The organism is Pantoea sp. X-Soil-YNGN-785 (assembly GCF_059730585.1).
On sequence record NZ_AP035944.1, the window covers coordinates 105,863 to 129,337 of the forward strand.

Genomic DNA, 23,475 nt, shown 5'->3' on the forward strand with positions numbered 1-23,475 from the left:
CCTGCGCATTATGCTCAGCAGAGCGGTTTTAGGTGTGTGGCCAGCGCCTGGATATCGCTGACGATCAAATCAGGTGCAGGTGCCAGCGGATAAGGTACCTGGCCGTTGCGGGTAACAAAGGCGGTTTTCATCCCTGCACGTTTTGCGCCACCCACATCCCAGCCATGCGCCGCCACCATCATGCACTCAGAGACGGGCTTGCCCATCTCTTTCATTGCCCACTGATAGACTCTGAGATCGGGCTTATAGACCTGCACCTGTTCCACGCTAAGGATGCGGGTGAACAGCGGTGCCAGCCCGGCTGAACTGAGCTGTTTTTCTGCCAGCGCGGCTGAGGAGTTGGTCAGCGCAACCAGCGTAAATCCCTGCAGCTTCAGGGCAGCCAGTCCTGCGGCAACGTCCGGATGGGCGGGCATGGCGGCAATAATGTCAGCCAGCGGCGTCGCGTCAGTTGGCAGAGTGACGCCGTAACGTGCAGCGGTCATCTTCAGTACCGCTTCGGCAATATCACCAAAGCTGTGCCAGCTGCCCGTCACTGACTCGACCAGTGAATGATGCAACAGCGAGGTAAACCAGGCCTCGGCGCGCTCCGGCCGGTTGCCGAGGCGCTGAGCAACAACCTGATTGAGTTTGGTGGTGTCCAGCAGGGTTTCATTGACATCGAAAAACAGGGTGCCGCTATAGGGTTTGGGGTTATGAATGCGGGTCATGGGGGCCTCCGGCTGATGTATTGGGTGTGATTGTGAGGCTTTGTCAGACGCTGTCTGAAGGTAGGACACTGAGGAGGTTTACTCAAGATTTGGGGGCAGCGATAGGTTGAAGGTAGATTGGCAAAACCAGATATAACTTAAGCCTGGAGGTATGGCGCACAATACTAATTATGTTAAATATCAATTAGATACATCAAAGGTGGACTATTTTTCTCAATTCTCAGCTAAACAGCATCTGGATATATCCCATTATAACGTCTGCTCCTTCCCTCCCTGGTGTATGGTTTACACACGAAGAGAATGGTTTATTACCTCTGGAACGGTAAAATCAACAGGGAGAGTAAAAATGGATGCTGCGTTACTTTCAATGATGCGTTCAGGTGGCCGTAACCGGGCATGGGCCGAAACGATGGTCAATATGGAAGCGAGAAAGCTGATAGAAGCCGCTAACGTGATTTCAGACTTTCATCTGCGCGACAGCCTCACCCGGCTTCAGTTTGTTCAGGAAATCAGGGACGTTGTAGAGAAACAATTTGCCGCAGCACGTCAGGCCAGGACCGATGAAGACTGTATAGCTTGTATAAAAAAACTTCGGGAAGAGACTGGGAACCTTCGTGAGCAGGATCGCTTGCTACGGATGCAGACCGCAAAGCTCATCGCTAAAGTGGATTTTATCCGAGAAAATAACAAAATTGTAGGGTATGTCATCTCTGCCGTACATATCGTTTTGTCCGGGGTTGCCATGTTCGGCGGGATGATCATGATCTCTTCCATGACTCCCATCGGTATGCTGGCCGGTGCCACACTGTTCATTGACGGCGTAAATGGCATATCGAAGGAAGTCAGTCATCTCCGTTACGGCACAGAGTCACACTCTGAAGGAATTTTTGCAGACGGGGCAATGGAAGCTGCGCAGTTCATGGGATTCAGCCCGAACACAGGACTGGCGTTCTACAATGCGGCAACACTGAGCGCCAGCGTTTACAGTGTTTTTGGTCTGGCAAGAAAACCCGGCGCGTGGCGTCTGTTCCGGTGGCTTCCCCGTGACTACTACCGGAAAGTTGACACCATGAGCAGACCAAAATTAACGATGAAAATCGTGGATTATGGCGTCAAAGCGAAAGTGATTTTTGACCTTCTCACGACCGACCAACGTAGCCGTTAATCTCTGTTTGCTCTCTGGTATCGCCAGGACTTATAAGACAACACTGGCGGTTGAACAAAAATGGCAACCGCACAACCGCAGAGAAGCGCAATCCCCCCGGAAAAAACCGTTTCGCTGGAGCCAACAAATAGTAGAAAAATAAATACAGCGAGACAGCACAGCACCACGGTCAGCGCTATTCTGAAGCGTCTGGACAGATCCTGAATGGCATCTCCCAGGGTGCCGCCATAGCTGGCAAGGTTATTATTAACTTTTCGTAGGTCTGCGGGGCTGAAGCCCGAGCGCAGCAGGGCTTCTTCACTTACTCTCATTGCCTTTCGTCCTTAAAATGCTCCTGGAAACACAACAGATATAGCAGAAAGCGGTCTAGTTATCGACCCCCGTCAGTTTACCCCACAACACCCGGCAGACAGAATTCCCGATGGGAAAGCGTCATCGTCTCCGCGAAAACCGCCATTAAGACCGGGATGTTGCTGGAGTAATAAGACCTGTTAACCAGTCATGGTGTACTGACAGAAACCGGTTTATCCGGAATGGAAAGCGCCAATTCAGTTAAGAAAAAGCTGCTGAGTATGACGTGCGCGACACCCGGTAGCTTCGGCAAGGTCATGACACGCGATATAAAGCTTCAAACCACAGACAGGCTTTTAGTTCTCCTTCTCATCTCCGCCTGAATGTGGCTTATACGCAATGCCTCACGACTCAGGGTTTCAGGATAACCTTTGTCCAGCCATTATCCCGGTCGTCAAAATGCTTATAGCCTTCGGGAGCGTCTGCCAGTGCAAGACGATGCGAAATGATCTGCGCCGGATTAGCTCTGCCCTGATGGATAAGCCTTGCGAGCTGGCGGTTGTAGGCTTTCACGTTACACTGGCCGGTCTTCATTGACTGACCTTTAAACCAGAACGTACCAAAATCGAACGGCACTTTGCCCTCTTTAGCCAGTTCGGTTGCCCCGCCCGGATCCTGAGGAACAAAAACGCCTACCGTACCAATACCGCCTGTGGCTTTAGTTGATGCAACAAGGCTGTTCAGCGTAGCGGAGTTATCTTCGTGGCCATGTTTATTGCAGCACTGATAACCCACGCATTCGCAACCGCAATCCGTGCCGCGTCCATCGGTGAGTTCGAGGATTTTATTGACCGCCTCATCTCCCACGCCATTAATTGCCACAGCGCCAAGCTGTTCGGCTAACGCCAGTCTGTCCGGATGGGTATCGACCACAAAGACCTGTGATGCGCCTTTAATCATGGCCGAGTGCGCCGCCATTAAGCCGACCGGGCCAGCGCCGTAAATGGCAACACTCTCGCCAGGGCGCAAGCCTGCCAGCTCAGTGGCATGCCAGCCGGTGGGGAAGATGTCGGACAGCATAACGTAATCTTCCTCCTTTTCTGCCGCATCCGGCGGCAGTACCAGGCAGTTAAAGTCAGCAAAAGGAACACGAAGTAACTCCGCCTGTCCACCCTCCCATTCGCCCATCTCCGCAAAGCCATAGGCGGCACCGGCCGTACCCGGATTTGCCGTAAGACAGTAACCGGTTAACCCCTTCTCGCAGTTTTCACAGAAGCCGCAGCCGACATTAAAGGGCAGGCAGACATAATCACCGACTTTAATCCGGTCTACACCGCTACCAATTTCAACAACCTGGCCCAGATTCTCATGGCCGAAGATGCGACCCTGCTCAAAGCTGGTTCGCCCTTCGTACATATGTAAGTCAGAACCGCAGATATTGGTGGTGGTAATACGGACAATCACATCGGTGGGACGAACGATTTTCGGATCCGGGACATCTTTGACTGAAACGTCAAAAGGTCCGTTATAGACAACTGCTTTCATAGTGTTTACCTCACAGGCATGATCAGTTTTGAGGGTGGCGACTGCGTGATGCATTGCCGTCACCACCTTCTTCGTGATGCTGCTTTTTCAGTCAAACGGCGTGACTGAAGGTGTAAGTGTAGAACAGCTTATGGCGCAGCCTGTCAAAAGAAACATCATGTAACTCTCTGAAATGTAAAACCGCTTCGCTAAAAAAACGTTCATCTCTCTCTGCCGTTCTGCTTATCCTCATCCTGCTGTAAAGTTCCGGGCTAATGCTGGAACAGGATTAGCGAGGCCGCCTGTTGCTATTTACCGGGCCTGATTATCATCAGATGTCAGGCGGCATTTATCCTGATAAACATCCGCCTGATGTTTGCCTACTTCTTATCCTGCGACCATGTCGCGCTGCGGATATCAACTTTCACCGGCAACAGACCAATCCGGGTAAAGGTATCTGCCAGCGCCTGCTGCTGGGTGAAGACTTCTGGCGTCATCCGCTCCGCGCCAAACGGCATCCTTGCCAGCGCGCGCTGCCAGATCGGCTGCGGCAGGCCGGTTGAGGTGGACATGATTTTTGCGACTTCTTCCTGATTTTGATTAGCCCACTGACTCAGTGAACCCAGCTCATCCACCACCTCAGAAGCGATGTGTGGATAGCGCTCCGCGAACTTACGACTGGCAAGATAGAAGGTGTAGTGTGGCACCAGCCCTTCAGCATTTTTAATCAGCCGCGCGTGGGCATTAGTTTCCACTTCAGCGTAGTAGGGATCCCAGATGACCCAGGCATCCACCGCGCCGCGCTGGAAAGCGGCGCGCGCATCAGCAGGGGGCAGATAGACCGGCGTAATGTCTTTATAGGTCAGCCCTGCCTGCTCCAGCGCGGTGACCAGCAGATAGTTAACGTCAGAGCCTTTGTTCAGCGCCACACGTTTGCCTTTGAGATCCGCCACGCTTTTGATCGGGGAGTCAGCGGGCACCACAATCGCTTCGGTTTTTGGGTTAGCTGGCGAATGTCCCAGATAAACCAGATCGGCCTGTGCGGCCTGGGCAAGTGTCGGTGGCGCGTCGCCGGTAGCGGCCAGATCGATACTGCCGATGTTTAAGCCCTCCAGCATCTGCGGTCCGGCCGGGAACTCAATCCAGTGCACCGCAATGCCCTGCTTTTTAAATTCCTGATCCAGCGTGCCGCGATACTTCAGCAGCGCAAAGATATTGGCTTTCTGAAAACCGATGTTCACTGTCTCGGGTTTTTCTGCTGCCTGGGTGCTGAACGCGAAACCCGCCTGGGCGGCAATAATCAAAGCGCTGAGTAAAACTTTTTTCATCTCTCGTTCCTGAGTCTGGTTGTTGTCTGCGCAACATAACAAACGCGGGTTGAAGCGCTTAGCGATGAAATGTTCGATGCTTAGCTAAAAAAACGCTATGGATGCCAGACCGACTCGCGTACGCGAATGGCGCGACTGAATAACCCCAGCGCATAGAAGCGGTCGGCGATAGTCTGCTGTTCCCGGATGATGGCCAGGTTCATTCTCTGGGTCTGATGGCTGCGCCGGGCTAAGGCGTGCATCAGTGAGGTTGCAGAGATGCCGAGTTCCGTTGAGAGCAGCCCGGCAGCTTCAGCACGATGCGCATCAATGTAGCGGCCGGTCTGCTCCAGTGCGCTAAGCAGAACCTGTAACAGATCGCCAGAGTGCGTCGAAAATCCGCGCTCAGCCAGGTAAAACTGATGGTTATTGACCCGGCCTGTGCCATCCGCAATCACCCTGAACTCTCCGCTGTTCTCCGCATCGCTGAGTAACGGATCCCACATCATCCAGGCATCCACCGCGTTGAGATCGCTGGGCGTCAGCGGATATTTAGGCGGGGCATAGACAATACGCACATCATCCAGCGCTAAACCCGCCTCATCCAGAATCTGCAACAACAGATAGTGAACGTTGGAGCCGCGATTCACGGCAATACGTTTGCCTCTGAGATCGCCAATCTGCTTAACCGGGCTGCTGTTAGGCACCAGCAGCGCCACGCTTTGCGGGGCGGCAGGTTCCCAGGCAACATAGACCATGGGACTGTTGCTGGCCTGCGCAAACAAGGGGGGAACTTCACCGGTGGTCCCGAAATCGATCTCCTTATTGCTCAGTGCATGCAGAAGCTGCGGACCCGCAGGAAATTCACTCCACATGACGCTGACACCCTGCCCGGCCAGCTGCTGCTCCAGCGACTGGCGGGCTTTCAGAATGCCAAGGTTGCCAAATTTCTGATAACCAATACGCAGTTCCCGCTCCCGCTCAGGCTGCTGACCGGGAGCAGCATCACGCTGACGCACTGAACCGCGGCGCGGTTTAATCACCCCCAGATGTCCCAGCTGTGTGCGCAATGTATGTCGGCTGATACCCAGCAGCGCGGCCGCCTGTAACTGATTACCCTGGGTGAGTTCCAGCGCATTTTTCACCAGCGCAGCAATTACCCGGGGATAGAGCGGTGTATCACTCTGCTGCATCTGCTGGCGTAAAAACTGATCCAGCGCCTCCTCTCCCTGCGGCAGGTCGCTCCCCGCAAGAGGGCTTAGCCGCAGCTGCTGCGGCGTGACCAGTGAAGTTTTGCTGAGCAGCACGGCGTTGTGCAGCGTGTTCTCCAGTTCACGGATGTTGCCCGGCCAGCTGTAGTTCATCAGCACTGTCATGGCTTCGTCACTGAGGCGAAGCTGAGGACGACCAAGACGGCGCGCATAGAGCTGCAGGAAGTGACTGGCCAGCACCGGAATATCTTCGCAGCGCTGGCGCAGCGGCGGCAGTGTGACGCTGGCCACATTCAGCCGGTAATAGAGGTCTTCCCGGAATCGCCGTTCACGGATAGCCACCGCCAGATCCCGGTTGGTCGCGGCAATGACCCGCACATTGACTTTTACCGGCCTGGACGATCCGACGCGGGTAATTTCACGCTCCTGCAGCACGCGTAGCAGCTTCACCTGCAGCGACGGGCTTAGCTCACCAATCTCATCCAGCAGCAGCGTGCCGCCCTCTGCCGCCTCAAACCAGCCACGATGCCTGTCCTGTGCACCGGTAAAGGCACCCTTCTCATGACCAAACAGCTCCGACTCCGCCAGGCTCTCGGTAAGTGCGCCGCAGTTTACCGCCAGAAAAGGCTGCCGGCTGCGGGCGCTGTGATGATGCAGATAGCGCGCCATCACCTCTTTGCCGGTGCCGGTTTCACCGATGATCAGTACCGTCGCATCGGTGGGCGCGAGCTGATCCAGCACGCTTTTAAAGGCGCGCGATGCGGGGTCAATTAACTCAGGGCTGGATATCTGCATCTCATTTACCGGATGAACGGGAAAACCATGACCATACCGCGCCGCTGACGCCGAAACGAGAGGCGAAACCAGTCAGATTGTTGCCAATGCAGCAGGCTGCAACTATGCCTGTTGCGAATGCAGCAGGTTAGCGTCTGCCACAAAAACGATAAGTTATTGAATTTTGGTAATAAAAATATTTCATCGCAGTGGCACGCATCCTGCTAGAGGATATATAACCAAAGGGATTAACCCTATGTGATAAATTTTAATATCGTTATAAAGGAATCTGCTAATGAGTCATGCGACACAGGAAAACCTCAACCTCTTCTGGTTTCTGCCTACCCACGGCGACGGGCGCTATCTGGGTACCACCGAAGGCGGCAGAGCAGTCGATTTACCCTATTTACAGCAGGTTGCGCTGGCGGCAGATAATCTGGGCTACTACGGTGTGTTAATCCCGACCGGTAAAAGCTGCGAGGATTCATGGCTGGTCGCCTCGGCACTGGCACCGATCACCAAAAAGCTGCGCTATTTAGTGGCCGTGCGTCCCGGCCTGCAACCGCCCAGCCTGGCGGCGCGGATGGCGGCGACGCTGGACCGTCTTTCCGGCGGCCGGTTGCTGATCAACGTGGTCACGGGTGGTGATCCGGTAGAGAACAAAGGTGACGGCATCTTCCTGAGTCATGAAGAGCGCTATCAGGTGACCAAAGAGTTTCTTGAGGTTTACTCCCGCCTGCTGAAAGGCGAGAAGGTAGACTTTGAAGGCGAACATATTCGCGTGGAAGGCGCCGAGATCCTCTTCCCGCCGGTGCAGGAAGACGGTCCGCCACTCTATTTTGGTGGCTCATCTGAGGCTGCTATCGACGTTGCGGCGAATCAGATCGACACCTATCTGACGTGGGGCGAGCCGGTTGAACAGGTCGCGGAGAAGCTGGCGGTGGTTCGTCAGCGGGCGCAGGAGAATGGCCGCACGCTCTCTTATGGCATCCGCTTACATGTCATTGTACGTGAAACGGAAGAGGAAGCCTGGGCGGCCGCGGATCGACTAATTTCACATCTGGATGAAGAAACTATCGCCGCCGCGCAGAAAATCTTTGCCCGCATGGACTCCACCGGTCAGGCGCGGATGAGTGCCCTGCATCAGGGGTCGCGTGAAAGCCTGCGCATCGGTCCCAATCTCTGGGCAGGCGTCGGCCTGGTGCGCGGCGGTGCAGGAACAGCGCTGGTTGGCAATCCGCAGCAGGTTGCCGATCGCATCCGGGAGTATCAGGCACTGGGCATTGAGAACTTTATCTTCTCCGGCTATCCGCATCTTGAAGAGGCACACCGCTTTGCGGAGCTGGTAATGCCGTTGTTGCCGCTGGCCGCCAACGCCGGAAAGAAACAGCGCAGCGTCAATACAGGTCCGTTTGGTGAAACCATCGGCGGCGACCGTCGCCCGGCTAAACAGGCCAGCGCCAGCTAGTCAGTTAACAGAAAAAGGCTCGCTTATGTCACAACAGCAGATTGTCATTATCGGCGGCGGGTTCACCGGCACCGCGCTGGCGATCCATCTGGCCCGCGCTGGCCAGGCGGGGTTGCAGGTGACGGTGATTGAACCTCGCGCACAGCTGGCGCAGGGCGTGGCATACGGCACCACCGATCCGGCCCACCGCATTAATGTCCCAGCCGGCAGAATGCAGCTTGCCGGTGATGAAGAGGGTGTTTTCGATCGCGATTATCGCGCCTCTGCCGGCTTCAGGGCCGATCCGGAAGCGCTGTGGCATGACGGCAACGTCTACCCGCAACGCGGTGAATTCGGACGCTGGGTCAATGCGCAGTTTGTTCATCAGCAGCAGCACTCACCGGTGAAACTGAGTCATCTGCGTGACAGTGCGGTTGCCTTTAAGAATGGCGTGGTGACCACGGCCTCCGGGCAGCAGATTCATGCCGATCAGGTAGTGCTGGCGATCAGCCATCCCCCGCCGGATCTGCCTGCTCTGCTGAGGCCGCTACAGAGCCATCCGGGTTTGATTGCTAATCCCTGGCAGCGCGACGCACTGGCGCAGGTCGCCCCTCACGAACGGGTGGCGATTATCGGTTCAGGGCTGACCATGTCCGATGTGGTGGCGTCGCTGCATCGTCAGCAGCACCGTGGAAAGATTACCGTCTTCTCCCGTCGCGGCCAGCTGCCGCGTGCCAACCTGAGCGGCAGCAATGAGACTTATGCCCTGGATTACAGTCAGCCGCAGTCCGCGACCGCGCGCGGCTGGCTACACCGGGTGCGTCAGGAGGTCAGACAGGCGGCGGCGCTGAATCTGCCCTGGCAGCTGGTACTGGATGATATCCGCCGTAACGGTCAGCGCATCTGGCAGAGTCTGTCACTGCATGAGCAGCAGCGTTTTCTGCATCATCTGCGCCCCTGGTGGGATGTTCACCGCTACCGGATTGCGCCGCAGGTGAGTCAGATTCTCAGCCAGCAGCAGGCCAGCGGTCAGCTGACTCTGCTGGCGGCGCGCCTTATCGCCGCTGAATCGGATGGCGCAACGCTCCGGCTGACGCTGCGCCTGCGTGGTGGGCAATCACACATGCTGGAGGTGGAGAAAGTCATTGTCACCACCGGCCCTGCACACAACGCGCTGCTTAACAGCAATGCGCTGCTGCGTCAGCTCCATGGCGATGGCGTTATCCAGCCTGACCCGCTGGCGCTGGGGATCCAGGTTAATGCGCTGTCTCAGACGCTGAATGTGAACGGTGAAGCGAATCCCGGACTGTATGTCGCCGGGCCTGCCGCACGGGGTCGCTTTGGCGAGCTGATGGGATTACCGCAGGTGGCGGAACATGCTGAGTCTGTTGCACGGCAACTGCTGAATGCCCTATCCCTGCCTGTCAGCGAGCGATGTCCCGGCTCACTCACTTACTGAATCTTCCTTATAAAACACATATTAAAAGGTGGGCGGCAAGCGATTGCCGCATCCGCTCAGGAGTCGCTATGTCATCGCAACGTGAAATTCGCCTGAATGCTTTCGATATGAACTGTGTTGGTCATCAGTCACCCGGCTTGTGGGCGCATCCGCGTGACCGCTCATGGCAGTATAAAGATCTGGCGTACTGGACCGATTTAGCGCGCCTGCTGGAACGCGGTAAATTTGATGGGCTGTTTATTGCTGATGTGCTGGGTGTCTATGACGTGCTCAACGGTAATAACCATGCCGCCATCCGTCAGGCTACACAGGTACCGGTAAACGATCCGCTGGCGTTAATCACGCCGATGGCCATGGTGACGGAACACCTGGGCTTTGGCCTGACCGCCTCGCTGTCGTTTGAACACCCCTACCCGTTTGCGCGGCGGATCTCGACCCTGGATCATCTGACCAAAGGCCGTATTGGCTGGAATATTGTCACCTCCTATCTGGAAAGTGGTGCGCGCAATATCGGGCATCAGGCTCAGACCGACCACGATGCACGCTACGACTACGCCGATGAGTATCTGCAGGTTATCTACAAGCTGCTGGAAGGAAGCTGGGAAGACGACGCTGTCCTGCGTGATCGTGAACGTCATATTTTCAGCGACCCCAGTAAAATCCATCCGATTAACCATCAGGGAACGTTTTTCCAGGTGCCGGGTATTCATCTTTGCGAGCCGTCACCGCAGCGCACGCCGGTGCTATACCAGGCCGGTGCCTCCAGCCGCGGTAAGGCCTTTGCAGCGGAGCATGCTGAATGTGTATTTGTCGCGGCACCGTCGAAAGTACTGCTGAAGAAAACTGTGGCAGATATTCGCCGCAGGGCCGCTGAGGCGGGACGTGACCCGCGTTCCATCCTGATCTTCAATCTGCAGACGGTGATTGTGGGTGAAACCGACCTGGCGGCGCAGGCGAAATGGCAGGAGTACAAAAGCTATGTCAGTTACGAAGGCGCGCTGGCGCTCATCTCGGGCTGGACCGGTATCGATTTCGGGCAGTATCAGCCGGATCAGGTACTGAAGCATCTGCATACCAACGCCATTCAGTCGGCGGTCGAGACCTTCTCCACCGCCGATCCCACTCGTCAGTGGACGGTGCAGGGGCTGGCTGACTGGGTGGGCATTGGCGGTTTTGGCCCGTTGCTGGTGGGCAGCGCCGAAACCGTAGCGGATGAACTGCAGAGCTGGGTTGAAGAGACCGACGTTGACGGATTTAACCTCGCCTACGCTGTGACGCATGAAACCTTCACTGACGTGGTGGAACTGCTGGTGCCGGAACTGCAAAAGCGCGGCGTCTACAAGCAGAACTATCAGCCCGGCACGCTGCGTGAAAAGTTGTTCGGAAAGGGACCGCGGCTGGCGTTGCCACATCCGGGTGCCGGTTACCGCCGCCATGCTGACGCAGAAACGCAGATAGATAGCGCTGAAATATCAGGATGAAATCTGCCGGTTAATAGTCTCAGTCATCGCTTTACAGATTTATTAACGACTAAAGAAGCGCGCCGGTTTCAGGCCAGGTAAAGAAAAATGCTTTAATTCGTACCGGATGAATCCTGCTATTCATCCGGCTTCTGTCGTGGTCATCTTTTAATGATTAACTTATTGAATATATTGAAATAGTTATCGTTATTTGTTGGTTGTTAACTATGCCTTAAATGCCTATAAAAACCTCGTTACCTGCTGAATATAATAACGAGGATATGATGAGTACATTAGAGATTGACAACACCCTGACCGCCCCGCCGCCTCACTCCACGCCGGTTCGTTCGGTGAGTGATGTGGCCCGGCTAATCAACAGTAATACGGAGAAAAACAGCTACGCCCGCTGGATTGTGTTCCTGGCGCTGGGCGGTGTATTTCTTGACGCCTACGATCTCACCACGCTCTCCTATGGTATTGACGATGTGGTGAAAGAGTTTGGCTTAACCCCGGTACTGACCGGACTGGTGACCTCTTCAATTATGATCGGCACCATCGTCGGCAATCTGGTCGGCGGATGGCTCACCGATAAATATGGCCGCTACTCGGTGTTTATGGCGGACATGCTGTTCTTTGTGGTCTCTGCCATCGCGGCGGGTCTCGCACCCAACGTCTGGGTGTTGATTGGGGCGCGTTTTCTGATGGGCATCGGGGTCGGGATCGATCTGCCGGTTGCCATGGCCTACCTGGCGGAGTTCTCTAAATTCTCCGGCAAAGGCAATAAAGCGTCGCGCCTCGCGGCCTGGTGCCCGATGTGGTATGCCGCATCATCTGCCTGCTTCTTTATTATTTTTGCGCTCTATTTCCTGCTGCCAGCTGAACACATCGACTGGTTATGGCGCGCCTCGCTGCTGTTTGGCGCGGTACCGGCCCTGCTCATTATCGCGGTGCGCAGCAAGTTCATGAATGAGTCACCGCTGTGGGCAGCCAATCAGGGAGACCTGAGCGGTGCAGTTCGTATCCTGCGCGACTCCTACGGCATTATTGCGCATGAAGAGCAGCCTGAAAAAACCGAAACCGTGAAAGCGGCCCCGAAAGTGAGTTTCCGCGTGCTGTTTCAGAAGCCTTACCTAGAACGCACGATCGTCAGCGCAGTAATGAACGTCTGTATCGCATTTGAGTACACCGCCATTGCTTTCTTCCTGCCCTCTATCCTGGCGCAATTCCTGGGCGCGGGCGTGTTTGAAACCATCTCCGCCTCACTGGGGCTGAACGCGCTGTTCGCCTTTACCGGCGGCCTGCTGGGGATGCGACTGGCATGGAAGTTCCCTTCCAGGCATGTGGCGATTGCGGGTTTTGCCCTGCAATTTATCGCGCTGATCTCGCTGGCGCTGATCGGTCATCCACAGGCCACTGCCGGTGTGGTGTTTGCCGTGCTGATGCTGGGACTCTGGCTGTTTGCCGAAGGGTTCGGTCCCGGCGCGCAGTTGATGATCTATCCGGCGCTCTCCTATCCGACCCACATTCGCGCGACCGGTGTTGGCTTCAGTCGCTCGCTCTCTGGTATCGGCAGTGCACTGGCGCTATTTATCCTGCCCATTTTGCAGGCCCGTTATGGCACCAACATGTTCTGGATCGTCTCTCTCGCCGCCCTTATTCCGATTATTTTCCTGTTGATTATCCGGTTTGAACCGACCCGACAGGACATTGATGAACAACCTGCAACAGGAGAAGATCATGTCTGAATTAACCCGTACTGAATTTGCCGCGCTGACCGAACAGTTCCGGCCACTCTTTAACCGTATTGCTGAAGGCGCCGCCGCGCGTGAAATCGATCGCACTCTGCTGCATGAGCCGATCCGCTGGCTGAAAGAGGCGCGGTTTGGCACCCTGCGCATCCCCAAAGAAGAAGGTGGCTTCGGCGTCTCGCTGCCGCAGCTCTTTTCCCTGCTGACCGCGCTGGCCGAAGCGGATTCGAATCTGCCGCAGGCACTGCGCGCGCACTTTGCCTTTATCGAAGATCGTCTGAACCAGCCGGAGAGTGAGGATCGGCGGCGCTGGTTCCGCCGTTTTGTGGATGGCGAGCTGGTGGGCAGTGGCTGGAGTGAAATTGGGGCGGTTAAGCTGGGTGAGGTCAACACCCAGGTCTCACCCGATGCGGGAGAATGGCGGATCAGCGGTGAGAAGTTTTACAGCACCGGCACGCTCTATGCGGACTGGATTGATGTCTATGCGCAGCGCACGGACAACGGCCGCGACGTCATCGCGCTGGTGAACACGCATCAGAATGAGGTGGAACGTGATGACGACTGGGATGGTTTCGGGCAGCGGCTGACCGGCAGTGGCACCACACGCTTTCATCATGCCCGTGTGGAGCAGCCACACGTTTATGATTTCAGTGAGCGCTTTCGCTATCAGACCGCATTTTATCAGCATGTGTTATTAGCCACGCTGGCGGGTATAGGCCGGGCCGTAGTGCGCGATGCGTCACAGGGGGTTGCGCAGCGTAAACGGATTTACAGCCACGGCAATGCGCCTCAGGTTAAGCAGGATGTGCAGGTGCTGCAGGTGGTTGGTCAGATCAGCAGCTGGACCTGGGCCGCTGAAGCCGCCGTTGATCGGGCGACTCACTCACTGCAACGGGCATTTGAACTGCAACTGAGCGGTGCCAATGAAGCGGAGCTTCACGCGGCGAACGTTCAGGCCGAGGTGGAGTCCGCCCGGGCGCAGGTAGTCGCGGTGGAGTTAGTGACGCGTGCCGCCACGGAGTTCTTCAATGCGCTGGGCGCGTCCGATACCCGCGTCAGCAAGGCGCTGGACCGACACTGGCGCAACGCCCGCACGGTGTCGTCACACAATCCGGTGATCTACAAAATCCGCAATGTGGGTGACTGGGAGGTAAACGGCAACGATCCGACGTTTATCTGGCAGATCGGCAACGGCGAAGCGTCATAATACAGCAAGGCCGGGTGATCCCGGCCTTACGCGTTTAGCGGTGGTTCAGCCGTCGCGACAGCCGGTCACCGCACAACTGAAGCAACGTCACCAGCGCGACCAGCACCACAATAACTGTCACCATTACCTGCATATCAAACCGCTGATAACCATAACGATACGCCAGATCCCCCAATCCTCCTGCACCGATGGCGCCGGCCATCGCTGACGCGTTAATCATCGTCACCAGCGTGATGGTAAAACCGCTGACGATGCCAGGCCGCGCTTCCGGCAGCAGCACATGCCAGATAATATGCCAGCGATGAAATCCCATGGCCTGCGCCGCTTCGGTCAGCCCTTTATCAACTTCACGCAGGCTGACCTCCGCAATACGGGCAAAAAACGGGGTGGCCGCCAGGGTAAGCGGTACGACGGCTGCCCAGACGCCATAGGTGGTTCCCACAATCCAGTGGGTAAAGGGAATAAACGCCACCATCAGGATCAGAAATGGGATGGAGCGAAAGAGGTTAACTACCCAGCCCAGCACCCGATTAAGTAGTGGGCTGGGAAAAAGATCGCCGCGTCCGCTGACCACCAGAATCACCGCCATGGGTAAGCCCAGCGCAAGCGCGAGCGCAGAGGAGAAGCCTACCATCAGCAGCGTATCCAGAAAGGCGACCCATAAACGTTCAATAGCCGGTGACATAACCTAATACCTCCAGTCGATCGGCGATGTGCGCCAGTTGAGTTGTCACGGATTGCGCCTCGTGTCGGGCATCCAGCAGGAGCAACAACTGGCCGGTGGGTTTGCTGTCAACCCACTCGATAGCGCTGTAAATCAGGGTGATTTCGCCCGCGATCTCTGCACTCAGCGCACCGATATCGGGTTGTGCACCCTGCCCGGTGTAGCGTAACCGCACCAACAGACGGGATTGATGATGTTGCCGGTGGACAGTCAGGCGTGTGCCGACCGACTCTGGCAGAGCCTGGTGATTGGGGTTCAGCAGCTGGCGCGTCGTCTCCTGCTGCGGGTCGCTATAAACCTGCCAGACCGGGCCGCGCTCAATAATTTCACCCTGATCGATTACCGCAACGTTGTGGCAGAGGTCATGAACGACGTCCATCTCATGGGTGATCAGCACAATGGTAATATGGCGTTGCTGATTGATCTTTTTAAGCAGCGCCAGAATTGAGCGTGTCGTTTCGGGGTCGAGTGCTGATGTCGCTTCATCGCACAGCAGCAGTTCCGGATCGTGGACCAGCGCACGCGCAATACCGACGCGCTGTTTTTGTCCACCGGAAAGCTGTGCGGGCCAGGCGTGTTGCCGTGCCTCCAGCCCGACCAGCGCCAGCAGCTCATCCACTTTGCGCGCCCGCACGGCAGCAGGCACGCCTGCCACTTTTAGCGGTAGCTCAATATTCTGCCGTACGGTTTTGGCCGACAGCAGATTGAAGTGCTGGAAAATCATGCCGGTGCTGCGCCGCCATTCGACCAGCTGCCGCGCGTTAAGCGCGCTGATATCGATGCCATCGATCACGATGCGTCCGGCAGTCGGTTCTTCCAGACGATTAAGGCAGCGGATGAGCGTAGATTTTCCCGCGCCGCTGCGGCCAATGATGCCGAATATTTCTCCGCGATGGATCCCGAGATTAATATTACGCAGTGCATCCACAGACTGGCCGGGATAGCGTTTACTTAATGCTTCAATGATGACGTGTGAGGCACCGCTGGTATGGCGCGTAGCGGCATCGGACAATGCCGACGTCTCAGGGATGCTCAGGCTGACCATGATTACTGGCTCCAGCCTGGCTGATAGAGTTTGCCATAGAAATTGTCGAGGCTGGCGCGGACTACCGGAGAGTGCTGATAGATATCAACAAACTTCGCCAGTCGCGGATCGTCCTGATGACCCTGACGGATTACGAACTGAATGACATATTCCGGGTGCTCCAGCCCGTCGAACAGCAGTGCCTTATTGGGATCAATCGTTTTTGCCAGACGCAGATAGTGTGGATAACCCTGCGCCAGGTCGACTTCTTCAAGCGAGCGCGAGAGCTGTACCGCTTCTACTTCGATAATTTTCAGCTTTTTAGGGTTACTGACGATGTCATCAACGGTTGCTTTCAGTCCCACACCCGGTTTGAGCGTAATCAGCCCCGCCTTCTGCAGCAGCAATAATCCGCGTGCGCCATTAATCGGATCGTTGGCGATAGCAACGGTGCCGCCTTCGGGAACCTGATCAATAGCGCTGTGTTTTTTGGAATAAAGACCAATGTTATTGATGATGGCTGGCGCATAAGCGACCAGGTGGAAGCCGCCGGACTGATTAGCATTCTCCAGAAAAGGCTTGTGCTGGAACAGATTGACGTCGATATCGCCATTTTCCACGCTGACATTCGGGGCAGTCCAGTCGGTAAATTCGACCAGTTCAACATCCAGGCCCTGCTTCTTTGCTTCGGCGACGGCGGTCTCCAGCGGCGGGGCAAACGCGGCGGTGGTGCCCACTTTGAGCGGGCCGGAATAGTTCGCTGCGGTCGCAGCGGCACTAAGGGTCAGCAGCAGACCGCCCAGGGCGGCGCGTAGTGTTTTTGAGCGTGTCATGGTGATTCCTTGAGGTTAAATAGATCAATGAGGTCAGGCGGGATGACGCCAGCGTGCCGCCGGGTGACGTTCGGGCAGGCGATCCTGCTGGAAAATTTTGTGGCGCAGTGAACCGGGTTGGTAAGCCGTTTTATATCGCCCGCGCTGCTGGAGTTCAGGTACAACTAAATCGATAAAGTCGCGATAACTCTGCGGGTTCAGAATGCGGGTCAGATTAAAGCCGTCAATGTCGCCTTCATCCATCCAGTGCAGCAGCGCGTCCGCGACCTGCGCGGGATTACCAATTATGAGTGGATAGCGACTGCCCATCGCATGCTGCTCCAGCAGGCGACGACGGGTCCAGCCGCTGTAGGCTTTACTGACCGATTCGATAGCCCGGGTCTCCCCGCTGTTAATGGGTTCGTCAAGCTCAAAGGCGGCCAGATCGAGACCAATGGAACTGGAGAAATGGGCAATCCCCGCTTCCGGGCTGGCATATTCAAGGTAACTGCGGTGTTTCTCCTGTGCTTCCCGCTCTGTCGGGGCGACGATGACGCCGACACCCATGAAGATGCGCAAATCATCTGCACGTCGACCTGCTTCAACTGCGGCCTGTCGCAGCCGCTGTGTCTGCTCTCGCATTGCTGTGGGTGTCGCTGCATTAACAAAAGTGCACTCGGCATGACGCGCAGCAAACTGAATCCCGCGTGCAGAGGTGCCGGCCTGAAACAGTAACGGCGTGCGCTGGGGTGACGGGCTGCTGAGGTGATAGCCTTCAACCTGATAAAATTCACCCTGATGCCTGACCGGATGAATTTTCGTGGCGTCTGCGTAAAGACGATTCGGGCGATCGACAACCAGCGCATCATCCTGCCAGCTTCCTTCCCAAAGCTGATAACTGACATCGAGAAACTCATCTGCCTGTGCATAGCGCTCATCGTGTGCCAGCAGCTGTTTGTTTCCCATGGCACGGGCGGCGCTGTCCAGGTAGCCGGTGACGATGTTCCAGCCTATCCGTCCCTGAGTCAGATGGTCGAGTGTGGAAAGACGGCGGGCAAAAGGAAACGGTGCTTCATAACTGAGATTCGCGGTCACGGCGAAGCCAAGATGCTGCGTGACGCCCGCCATAGCCGAAACCAGCATCAGCGGATCGTTGACCGGTAACTGAATCGACTCGCGTGCCGTTAGCGTAATACCCTGCTGATAAACGTCATAGACGCCCAGAATATCCGCAATAAAGAGTCCATCGAACAGTCCGCGTTCCAGCAGGCGTGCCAGATCAGTCCAGTAGGCCAGCGTATTGAACTCGGTTGAACGGTCTTCAGGATGCGTCCACATACCGTGATGAATATGGCCGACACAATTCATGTTAAACGCGTTGAGCAGAACCTGTTTCTGAGTCATAGCGTGCCCCGGCGCGGTGGCAGCACGCCATTGAGCAGGTAATTCCCTATCGCGGGATATTTCCAGCGTACCGGATCTTGCAGGGTATGGGTGCGTGCGTTACGCCAGTGGCGATCAAGGTTATATTCACGCAGGCTGGCGCGTGAACCACCCAGTTCAAACAGCAAATTAGCCGCTTCCAGTGAGACTTCTGTGGTCCAGGCACGCGCTCTGGCCACCTCCACCGAGGCCAGCGCCACCGTCGCGGCGTCAGACTGCTGTTGCGCGGCGTCGATGGCTGCCCCTGCCTCGGCTAACAGGGCGTCACCGGCGCTCAGTCGCGCCGCCAGACGTCCGGTGCGATCGAGCGTTAAGGGGTCATCAGTGGCACGCGTTACCCCGCTGTCGGGCCAGGGTCGGGCACGCTGGCGCAGAAAATCGAGCATGTCGTTAAATGCGGCGCGTGCAATTCCCTGATCGATAGCGGCGTGCATAATCTGCGCAAAAGGGCCGACGGTCGTCGGCCGCTCAAATGCTGTCTGAAACGGCACCACATCTGCAGCATCCACCGTGACGTTTTCGAAGAGGACGCTGCCGCTGCCTGTGGTGCGCTGACCAAACCCGCTCCAGTCATCAATAACGGTCACACCCGCCTGATGACGTGGCACAAATACCAGTTGCTCTTTATCCTCTTCATCGCGCGCAGCCGTGGGAATGCGGTCAGCAAACAGCGCACCGGTAGCGTAGAACTTGCTGCCGTTGAGAATATTGCACCGAATCTGCGTGGTCCGCTGATGTGCGGCACGGGAGGAGAACTCTGCCAGCGCATTGCCCAGATGCACGCCTGTCAGGACTTCCCGATACAACCGTTGTTTTTGTGATTCACTGCCGTTAACGCGCAGCACTTCCAGCGCGTAGTAGTGATTTTGCGGAACCTGACCAATCGCTGCATCAGCCTCGCTAATCAGCGTGATCACAGAGACGAGTGTGGCGGTTGATACGGCAATGCCTCCATAAGCCTGCGGTACGGTAATCGCCCCTAATCCTGATTGAAACAGGGTCTGCAGAGGGGAATGCGGCAGTTCACGTTCACGATCTCGCGCTGTGGCCCCCTCACGGAACTGCTGCGCCAGTTGCGCAGCCACTTCCAGCGCATGCTGCTCGCTGCGAATACGGGAAGCGTGCTGTTTGGGCTGAACCTGACTCATTCTTTCTCCTTAAATCCATGCATGACGCGCGGGGTTGATCGCATTGAGGTAGTAATTGCCGATAGCGTGTGTTTTCCAGCGCACCGGGTCGTGCAGCGTGTGAGTGCGCGCATTGCGCCAGTGGCGATCCAGCCCATGCTGCAGGAGCGTGGCGCGACTGCCGCCCCACTCCAACAGTTTTTCACTGGCACGCAGCGCGATGTCAGTGGTCAGCACTTTGGCTTCCGCTACGGCAATAGAGGCGGCTGCGCTGTTTTCCGCTGTCAGTGCCTGCTGATCGAGTGAATCAAGCACCTTTGCGGCCCGGCGCAGTAGGGCATTTGCGGCGTTCAGTTCAGTACTGATACGACCGATGTCAGCAAGGATGTAGGGATCGTCAGCGTTGCGCTCCACGCCTGCGTCCACCCAGGGGCGTGAGCTGCTGCGGACAAACTCCAGCGCATCGTCCAGCGCGCCCTGAGCGATACCGGCATCGATCGCCGCCTGAATCAGTTGCGAGACAGCCCCGCGCAGGGTCGGTTTTTCTTCTGGCGGCAAGGGGATAAGCAATGCAGGATCTACGGCAACCCGATCAAGCCTTACTGTGCCGCTGGCCGTGGTACGCTGACCCATGCCTGACCAGTCATCAATAATCTCTACGCTGTTGGCAGGCAGCGGGATAAAAGCCATTGCAGGCTGGTCACTCTCCTGCAGAGCGGTGGTCACCAGAATGTCTGCGAACAATGCACCGGTAGAATAGAATTTCTCTCCGGTCAGACGGTGTTCCGGACCGTCACTGACCAGCCGTGCCTGAATGTCCCGCGTATGACGGGTGTTCTTCTCGGGGCCCCCATTGCCCAGCCGTTTGCCACTGACCACCGCCTGCAGCAATGTTGTCTGTTGTTGCGGGTTGCCTTCGCCAAGAATGAACTGAATCAGACCAAAGTGATTTTGCGGAATCTGGCCCAGAGAGGGATCGCTGGCTGAGATGATGCGGAATACCTCCGCCACTGTCTGAAAATCCAGTCCCCCACCACCAAAGTGGCGTGGAACACTGATGCTGCCCAGTCCGAGCCGGGTAAACCTGTCGAGAAGGTCGCGGGGGTAAAGTCGTTGCTGATCGCGTTCAATGGCACCAGGTTTCGCCTGTTCAGCCAGCGAATGGGCAGCCTGAATAGCCTGATCTCGTCGGGTAATGACGGCTGCCAGGCAAGTCTCGGGAGGATCTGAGATGAGTTTCATAGCGCTTCCGGAAAAAGAGACAGGCGTCAAAGCAGACTGGCTGATATTGAGCGCGTCACATTTATTTACGATGAAAGCGATAATAGGCAGTTGGTCAGAACGAAGTAAATAGCGTGGTTATTACAATATTCGCAAAGCTAATTCATAATATGGCTTTGGCTTTTTCAGGTATTTCTGGCTGAGGCAATAAAAATATTTTTTGACCATAAAAATTAGCCCCTGAAATATTCAGAGGCTGATTTTAAAAAGTCAGTACTAATGTGAAAGAATATTACTTGTTCACTGGCTCTGGCATAGCTGAAGAGTGATGGGTTGAGATTTTCCAGCCCTTGCCATCCCAGACGTAAGTGAAGGTATAACGTGCAGTGACGTGCGTATTATCTTTGAAGGTAAAGGTATAAACGCCGGCATCAATCGCTTTATTACAGCCAATCCGGATAGTGCGGGAATCAATTTTACCGCTCGGACCTTTTTTCAGGAAGTCTTTGAAATAGTCAATGCGTTCCTGGTCTGTCAGGCGCACATGGTTTGAAATAGTTGGCAGCAGCACGGCATCGCTGACATATAATTCAGAGACTTTAGTCGCATCGCCGGTTGCCAGCGTATTATTCCAGGTATCAAACAGGCTGGCTACATCCTGCTCAGACGCTTTGACACAGCTAACCGGCTGTTGTGCCAGTGTAATAGCCGGCGCGCAGGAAAGACCTAAAAGACACAGCGATAATAAACTTTTTTTCATGAAAAAATCCTCTTTTTACCCTGATGAATGCCGGTGTTACTTCAGACGCCGGCATAAAAATGCGCATAATTGATTAGTTCTCAATGACCCCTATATCATCTGATTCATTATTAATCTGCTTCGGTCAGTTCATTAACTGTCCGTCTTATTTTGATTAAAAGCGGATAAAAGGGTGTCACTGCTTCCCATATTCAGGAGTGCAGGATAGCGGCTTGTAATTGCAAAGTGATATTTAAATCTTTAAAGTATTAATATTTAGTTTTTTATTCTGACAAATGCTTTCAGAACACTTTTTGATAGTAGGGATGTGGGGTTATCAGTTCGTGACAATAAAGATAATGGTGGGAAAATCTGCTCAACTTACAGGCTAACGATAAATAATGGTCATGCTCGTCCGGAACGTGAATATCATTTGGGATCTTTTCTGGTTTATTTTCAGGCGAGCTTCGTGTTCGATTATTTATGAGCCATTGAAAAGCGTCTTATCAATTCAATTCACTATTGCCATTATTTAAGTGAGTAATTTTATTAAGCTGAAGTTGAGAAGGGTTATTCAGACGTCTGGTTCAAATCTCATGCTCTGCACAGCCTGTGTCCTTATGCTAACGCAACCGGTAAATGCGTGGTCAGGATGACAGCCTACCCCACACGATTCTGCGCCAGACCGGTCGGCAAAGATCTTGCCGAAAGACTATGGATTTATAACTTCGTATAATTGTTCTTATACGAAGTCATGACACAGGAAAATTGACGGGTTATGATAATGGGCAGCAAAGGTAAGGCTGCAAAATGGCAACGCTACGTAAATTCTGACCGGTAATCCCCCTGCTGAATTCTCAGAATTCACGTAGCGCGATCATCGCGTTTTATGATTAATAAGCGAGCAAAGATGAGTGAGATAGTGCCGTTAACCCGTCTGACGGTGATCCGGAACAGTGATATCACCGAGCGGCTCAGACAGTTCGTTCAGGACAAAGAGGCCTTTTCCCCCAATACCTGGCGACAGCTGCTTAGCGTCATGCGAATCTGCAATCAGTGGTCAGAAGATAACCAGCGTACATTTCTGCCGATGAGCGCAGAGGATTTGCGGGACTATCTCTCTTTTCTGGCTGAAAGCGGACGGGCTTCTTCGACCGTCACGTCCCATGCAGCGTTGATTTCGATGTTACACCGTAACGCCGGGTTGCCTGTGCCGAATGGTTCTCCGCTGGTTTTCCGTACCATGAAGAAGATTAACCGGGTTGCCGTTGTGAATGGCGAGCGTGCAGGCCAGGCCGTGCCCTTCAGGCTGACAGACCTGATGGTGCTGGATAAACAGTGGTCAGGTTCTGACAATCTCCAGGTGCTTCGTGATCTGGCTTTTTTGCATGTCGCCTATGCAACGCTACTGCGTATCAGTGAACTGTCACGGTTGCGGGTGCGTGATGTTATGCGTGCCGGTGATGGCCGTATCATTCTGGATGTGGCGTGGACAAAAACGATTGTGCAGACCGGCGGATTGATCAAGGCGCTCAGCGCTCATTCAACCCGGCGACTTGAAGAGTGGATCGAGGCGTCCGGCCTTTCCGGTCAGCCTGATGCCTGGCTGTTCAATGCCGTGCACCGCTCAGGCCGGGTACTGATTACAGAAAAACCGATGAGCACCCGGGCACTGGAACAGATTTTTAATCGTGCCTGGCGAACGGCTGGAAAAGGCAGCGCAGTAAAGGCCAATAAAAATCGCTACACCGGCTGGAGTGGCCACAGTGCCAGGGTGGGCGCAGCTCAGGATATGGCAGATAAAGGCTATCCTGTCGCCCGCATCATGCAGGAAGGCACCTGGAAAAAACCGGAGACACTAATGCGTTATATCCGTCATGTGGATGCGCATAAAGGCGCTATGGTGGAGTTCATGGAACAATATGCGGAACCCGATATTCCCGGCTGATGGCTTCATAAAGCGCGAATTTTGTCGGTTTTCAGGCCAGAGTTATCCACAGAAAAAGTGGACAGCCTGTGTGTAAGCCGGTACGGATTATCGCTGCTGTAAGTCTGTGCCGGGTTCAGGTGGCTGATTTCATT

General features: G+C 55.2%; 19 protein-coding genes. 7 read left to right on the top strand and 12 right to left on the bottom strand.

All coding sequences use genetic code 11. The features are described from left to right. Nucleotides 1–14: 14 nt before the first annotated feature. Nucleotides 15–710 carry a haloacid dehalogenase type II gene (locus AC6I8E_RS22180; protein WP_497824918.1) on the bottom strand — a complete coding sequence of 232 codons (696 nt, stop codon included), beginning with the start codon at nt 708–710 and terminating at the stop codon, nt 15–17. Nucleotides 711–1,056: 346 nt separating this feature from the next. Here AC6I8E_RS22180 and AC6I8E_RS22185 point away from each other — a divergent pair, with 346 nt between their 5' ends. After that, entirely contained in the window at nt 1,057–1,875 is an 819-nt protein-coding gene (locus AC6I8E_RS22185; RefSeq protein ID WP_497824974.1) for a DUF4225 domain-containing protein, read from the top strand. Here the strand turns inward: AC6I8E_RS22185 and AC6I8E_RS22190 are convergent. The 4 genes from AC6I8E_RS22190 to AC6I8E_RS22205 all read right to left on the bottom strand — a co-directional run bounded on the left by AC6I8E_RS22190 (nt 1,872) and on the right by AC6I8E_RS22205 (nt 7,003). Further along, a complete protein-coding gene (locus AC6I8E_RS22190) occupies nt 1,872–2,186 on the bottom strand; it encodes a hypothetical protein (protein ID WP_041456351.1) in 315 nt (104 codons plus the stop codon). The genes AC6I8E_RS22185 and AC6I8E_RS22190 overlap by 4 nt on opposite strands. A 391-nt stretch (nt 2,187–2,577) precedes the next feature. Next, the gene (locus tag AC6I8E_RS22195; protein ID WP_013356554.1) at nt 2,578–3,711 is read right to left on the bottom strand and encodes a glutathione-independent formaldehyde dehydrogenase; all 1,134 of its coding nucleotides are present in this window, start codon (nt 3,709–3,711) and stop codon (nt 2,578–2,580) included. Nucleotides 3,712–4,070: 359 nt separating this feature from the next. Beyond that, complete coding sequence (locus tag AC6I8E_RS22200) at nt 4,071–5,018, bottom strand: sulfonate ABC transporter substrate-binding protein (protein WP_497824919.1); 948 nt, start codon at nt 5,016–5,018, stop codon at nt 4,071–4,073. Between the two features lie 95 nt (nt 5,019–5,113). Next, nucleotides 5,114–7,003 (bottom strand): sigma-54-dependent Fis family transcriptional regulator, encoded by a 1,890-nt coding sequence (locus AC6I8E_RS22205; RefSeq protein WP_497824920.1) that lies wholly within the window; start codon nt 7,001–7,003, stop codon nt 5,114–5,116. 274 nt (nt 7,004–7,277) lie between these two features. On the opposite strand from AC6I8E_RS22205, the gene ssuD reads away from it, so the two are divergent. From ssuD to AC6I8E_RS22230, 5 genes are all read left to right on the top strand, one after another. Continuing rightward, the gene (gene ssuD / locus AC6I8E_RS22210) at nt 7,278–8,450 is read left to right on the top strand and encodes an FMNH2-dependent alkanesulfonate monooxygenase (protein WP_497824921.1); all 1,173 of its coding nucleotides are present in this window, start codon (nt 7,278–7,280) and stop codon (nt 8,448–8,450) included. A 25-nt stretch (nt 8,451–8,475) separates the two neighbouring features. Next, nucleotides 8,476–9,888: an FAD/NAD(P)-binding protein gene (locus AC6I8E_RS22215; RefSeq protein WP_497824922.1), complete on the top strand. Its 1,413-nt coding sequence runs from the start codon at nt 8,476–8,478 to the stop codon at nt 9,886–9,888. A 68-nt stretch (nt 9,889–9,956) separates the two neighbouring features. Continuing rightward, nucleotides 9,957–11,369 carry an LLM class flavin-dependent oxidoreductase gene (locus AC6I8E_RS22220; RefSeq protein ID WP_497824923.1) on the top strand — a complete coding sequence of 471 codons (1,413 nt, stop codon included), beginning with the start codon at nt 9,957–9,959 and terminating at the stop codon, nt 11,367–11,369. A gap of 263 nt (nt 11,370–11,632) precedes the next feature. Further along, the gene (locus AC6I8E_RS22225) at nt 11,633–13,093 is read left to right on the top strand and encodes an MFS transporter (protein WP_147789929.1); all 1,461 of its coding nucleotides are present in this window, start codon (nt 11,633–11,635) and stop codon (nt 13,091–13,093) included. Beyond that, nucleotides 13,086–14,303 carry an acyl-CoA dehydrogenase family protein gene (locus tag AC6I8E_RS22230; protein ID WP_497824924.1) on the top strand — a complete coding sequence of 406 codons (1,218 nt, stop codon included), beginning with the start codon at nt 13,086–13,088 and terminating at the stop codon, nt 14,301–14,303. The genes AC6I8E_RS22225 and AC6I8E_RS22230 overlap by 8 nt, the downstream gene beginning before the upstream one ends. A 34-nt stretch (nt 14,304–14,337) precedes the next feature. Here the strand turns inward: AC6I8E_RS22230 and AC6I8E_RS22235 are convergent, their stop codons facing one another. The 7 genes from AC6I8E_RS22235 to AC6I8E_RS22265 all read right to left on the bottom strand — a co-directional run bounded on the left by AC6I8E_RS22235 (nt 14,338) and on the right by AC6I8E_RS22265 (nt 21,414). After that, entirely contained in the window at nt 14,338–14,988 is a 651-nt protein-coding gene (locus AC6I8E_RS22235) for a methionine ABC transporter permease (protein WP_497824925.1), read from the bottom strand. Beyond that, on the bottom strand, nt 14,972–16,072 hold the full coding sequence (locus tag AC6I8E_RS22240) for a methionine ABC transporter ATP-binding protein (protein ID WP_497823849.1): 1,101 nt from the start codon (nt 16,070–16,072) through the stop codon (nt 14,972–14,974). The genes AC6I8E_RS22235 and AC6I8E_RS22240 overlap by 17 nt, the downstream gene beginning before the upstream one ends. Nucleotides 16,073–16,074: 2 nt before the next feature. Beyond that, complete coding sequence (locus AC6I8E_RS22245; protein WP_095708254.1) at nt 16,075–16,884, bottom strand: MetQ/NlpA family ABC transporter substrate-binding protein; 810 nt, start codon at nt 16,882–16,884, stop codon at nt 16,075–16,077. Between the two features lie 33 nt (nt 16,885–16,917). Next, nucleotides 16,918–18,267 (bottom strand): LLM class flavin-dependent oxidoreductase, encoded by a 1,350-nt coding sequence (locus AC6I8E_RS22250; RefSeq protein WP_095708253.1) that lies wholly within the window; start codon nt 18,265–18,267, stop codon nt 16,918–16,920. Further along, nucleotides 18,264–19,454: an SfnB family sulfur acquisition oxidoreductase gene (locus AC6I8E_RS22255; protein WP_497824926.1), complete on the bottom strand. Its 1,191-nt coding sequence runs from the start codon at nt 19,452–19,454 to the stop codon at nt 18,264–18,266. Before AC6I8E_RS22255 ends, AC6I8E_RS22250 begins: the two co-directional genes overlap by 4 nt. Before the next feature lie 9 nt (nt 19,455–19,463). Continuing rightward, entirely contained in the window at nt 19,464–20,675 is a 1,212-nt protein-coding gene (locus AC6I8E_RS22260; protein WP_497824927.1) for an SfnB family sulfur acquisition oxidoreductase, read from the bottom strand. A gap of 271 nt (nt 20,676–20,946) precedes the next feature. After that, nucleotides 20,947–21,414, bottom strand: coding sequence for an SgcJ/EcaC family oxidoreductase (locus AC6I8E_RS22265; RefSeq protein ID WP_013356539.1), 468 nt, complete (start codon nt 21,412–21,414; stop codon nt 20,947–20,949). 889 nt (nt 21,415–22,303) lie between these two features. Here AC6I8E_RS22265 and AC6I8E_RS22270 point away from each other — a divergent pair. Next, the gene (locus AC6I8E_RS22270) at nt 22,304–23,341 is read left to right on the top strand and encodes a tyrosine-type recombinase/integrase (RefSeq protein ID WP_497824928.1); all 1,038 of its coding nucleotides are present in this window, start codon (nt 22,304–22,306) and stop codon (nt 23,339–23,341) included. Nucleotides 23,342–23,475: the final 134 nt, after the last annotated feature.

Coding starts and splice junctions, on each gene's coding strand:
- AC6I8E_RS22180 (WP_497824918.1), bottom strand. CDS start 710: ATGACCCGCATTCATAACCCCAAACCCTATAGCGGCACCCTGTTTTTC.
- AC6I8E_RS22185 (WP_497824974.1), top strand. CDS start 1,057: ATGGATGCTGCGTTACTTTCAATGATGCGTTCAGGTGGCCGTAACCGG.
- AC6I8E_RS22190 (WP_041456351.1), bottom strand. CDS start 2,186: ATGAGAGTAAGTGAAGAAGCCCTGCTGCGCTCGGGCTTCAGCCCCGCA.
- AC6I8E_RS22195 (WP_013356554.1), bottom strand. CDS start 3,711: ATGAAAGCAGTTGTCTATAACGGACCTTTTGACGTTTCAGTCAAAGAT.
- AC6I8E_RS22200 (WP_497824919.1), bottom strand. CDS start 5,018: ATGAAAAAAGTTTTACTCAGCGCTTTGATTATTGCCGCCCAGGCGGGT.
- AC6I8E_RS22205 (WP_497824920.1), bottom strand. CDS start 7,003: ATGCAGATATCCAGCCCTGAGTTAATTGACCCCGCATCGCGCGCCTTT.
- ssuD (WP_497824921.1), top strand. CDS start 7,278: ATGAGTCATGCGACACAGGAAAACCTCAACCTCTTCTGGTTTCTGCCT.
- AC6I8E_RS22215 (WP_497824922.1), top strand. CDS start 8,476: ATGTCACAACAGCAGATTGTCATTATCGGCGGCGGGTTCACCGGCACC.
- AC6I8E_RS22220 (WP_497824923.1), top strand. CDS start 9,957: ATGTCATCGCAACGTGAAATTCGCCTGAATGCTTTCGATATGAACTGT.
- AC6I8E_RS22225 (WP_147789929.1), top strand. CDS start 11,633: ATGAGTACATTAGAGATTGACAACACCCTGACCGCCCCGCCGCCTCAC.
- AC6I8E_RS22230 (WP_497824924.1), top strand. CDS start 13,086: ATGTCTGAATTAACCCGTACTGAATTTGCCGCGCTGACCGAACAGTTC.
- AC6I8E_RS22235 (WP_497824925.1), bottom strand. CDS start 14,988: ATGTCACCGGCTATTGAACGTTTATGGGTCGCCTTTCTGGATACGCTG.
- AC6I8E_RS22240 (WP_497823849.1), bottom strand. CDS start 16,072: ATGGTCAGCCTGAGCATCCCTGAGACGTCGGCATTGTCCGATGCCGCT.
- AC6I8E_RS22245 (WP_095708254.1), bottom strand. CDS start 16,884: ATGACACGCTCAAAAACACTACGCGCCGCCCTGGGCGGTCTGCTGCTG.
- AC6I8E_RS22250 (WP_095708253.1), bottom strand. CDS start 18,267: ATGACTCAGAAACAGGTTCTGCTCAACGCGTTTAACATGAATTGTGTC.
- AC6I8E_RS22255 (WP_497824926.1), bottom strand. CDS start 19,454: ATGAGTCAGGTTCAGCCCAAACAGCACGCTTCCCGTATTCGCAGCGAG.
- AC6I8E_RS22260 (WP_497824927.1), bottom strand. CDS start 20,675: ATGAAACTCATCTCAGATCCTCCCGAGACTTGCCTGGCAGCCGTCATT.
- AC6I8E_RS22265 (WP_013356539.1), bottom strand. CDS start 21,414: ATGAAAAAAAGTTTATTATCGCTGTGTCTTTTAGGTCTTTCCTGCGCG.
- AC6I8E_RS22270 (WP_497824928.1), top strand. CDS start 22,304: ATGAGTGAGATAGTGCCGTTAACCCGTCTGACGGTGATCCGGAACAGT.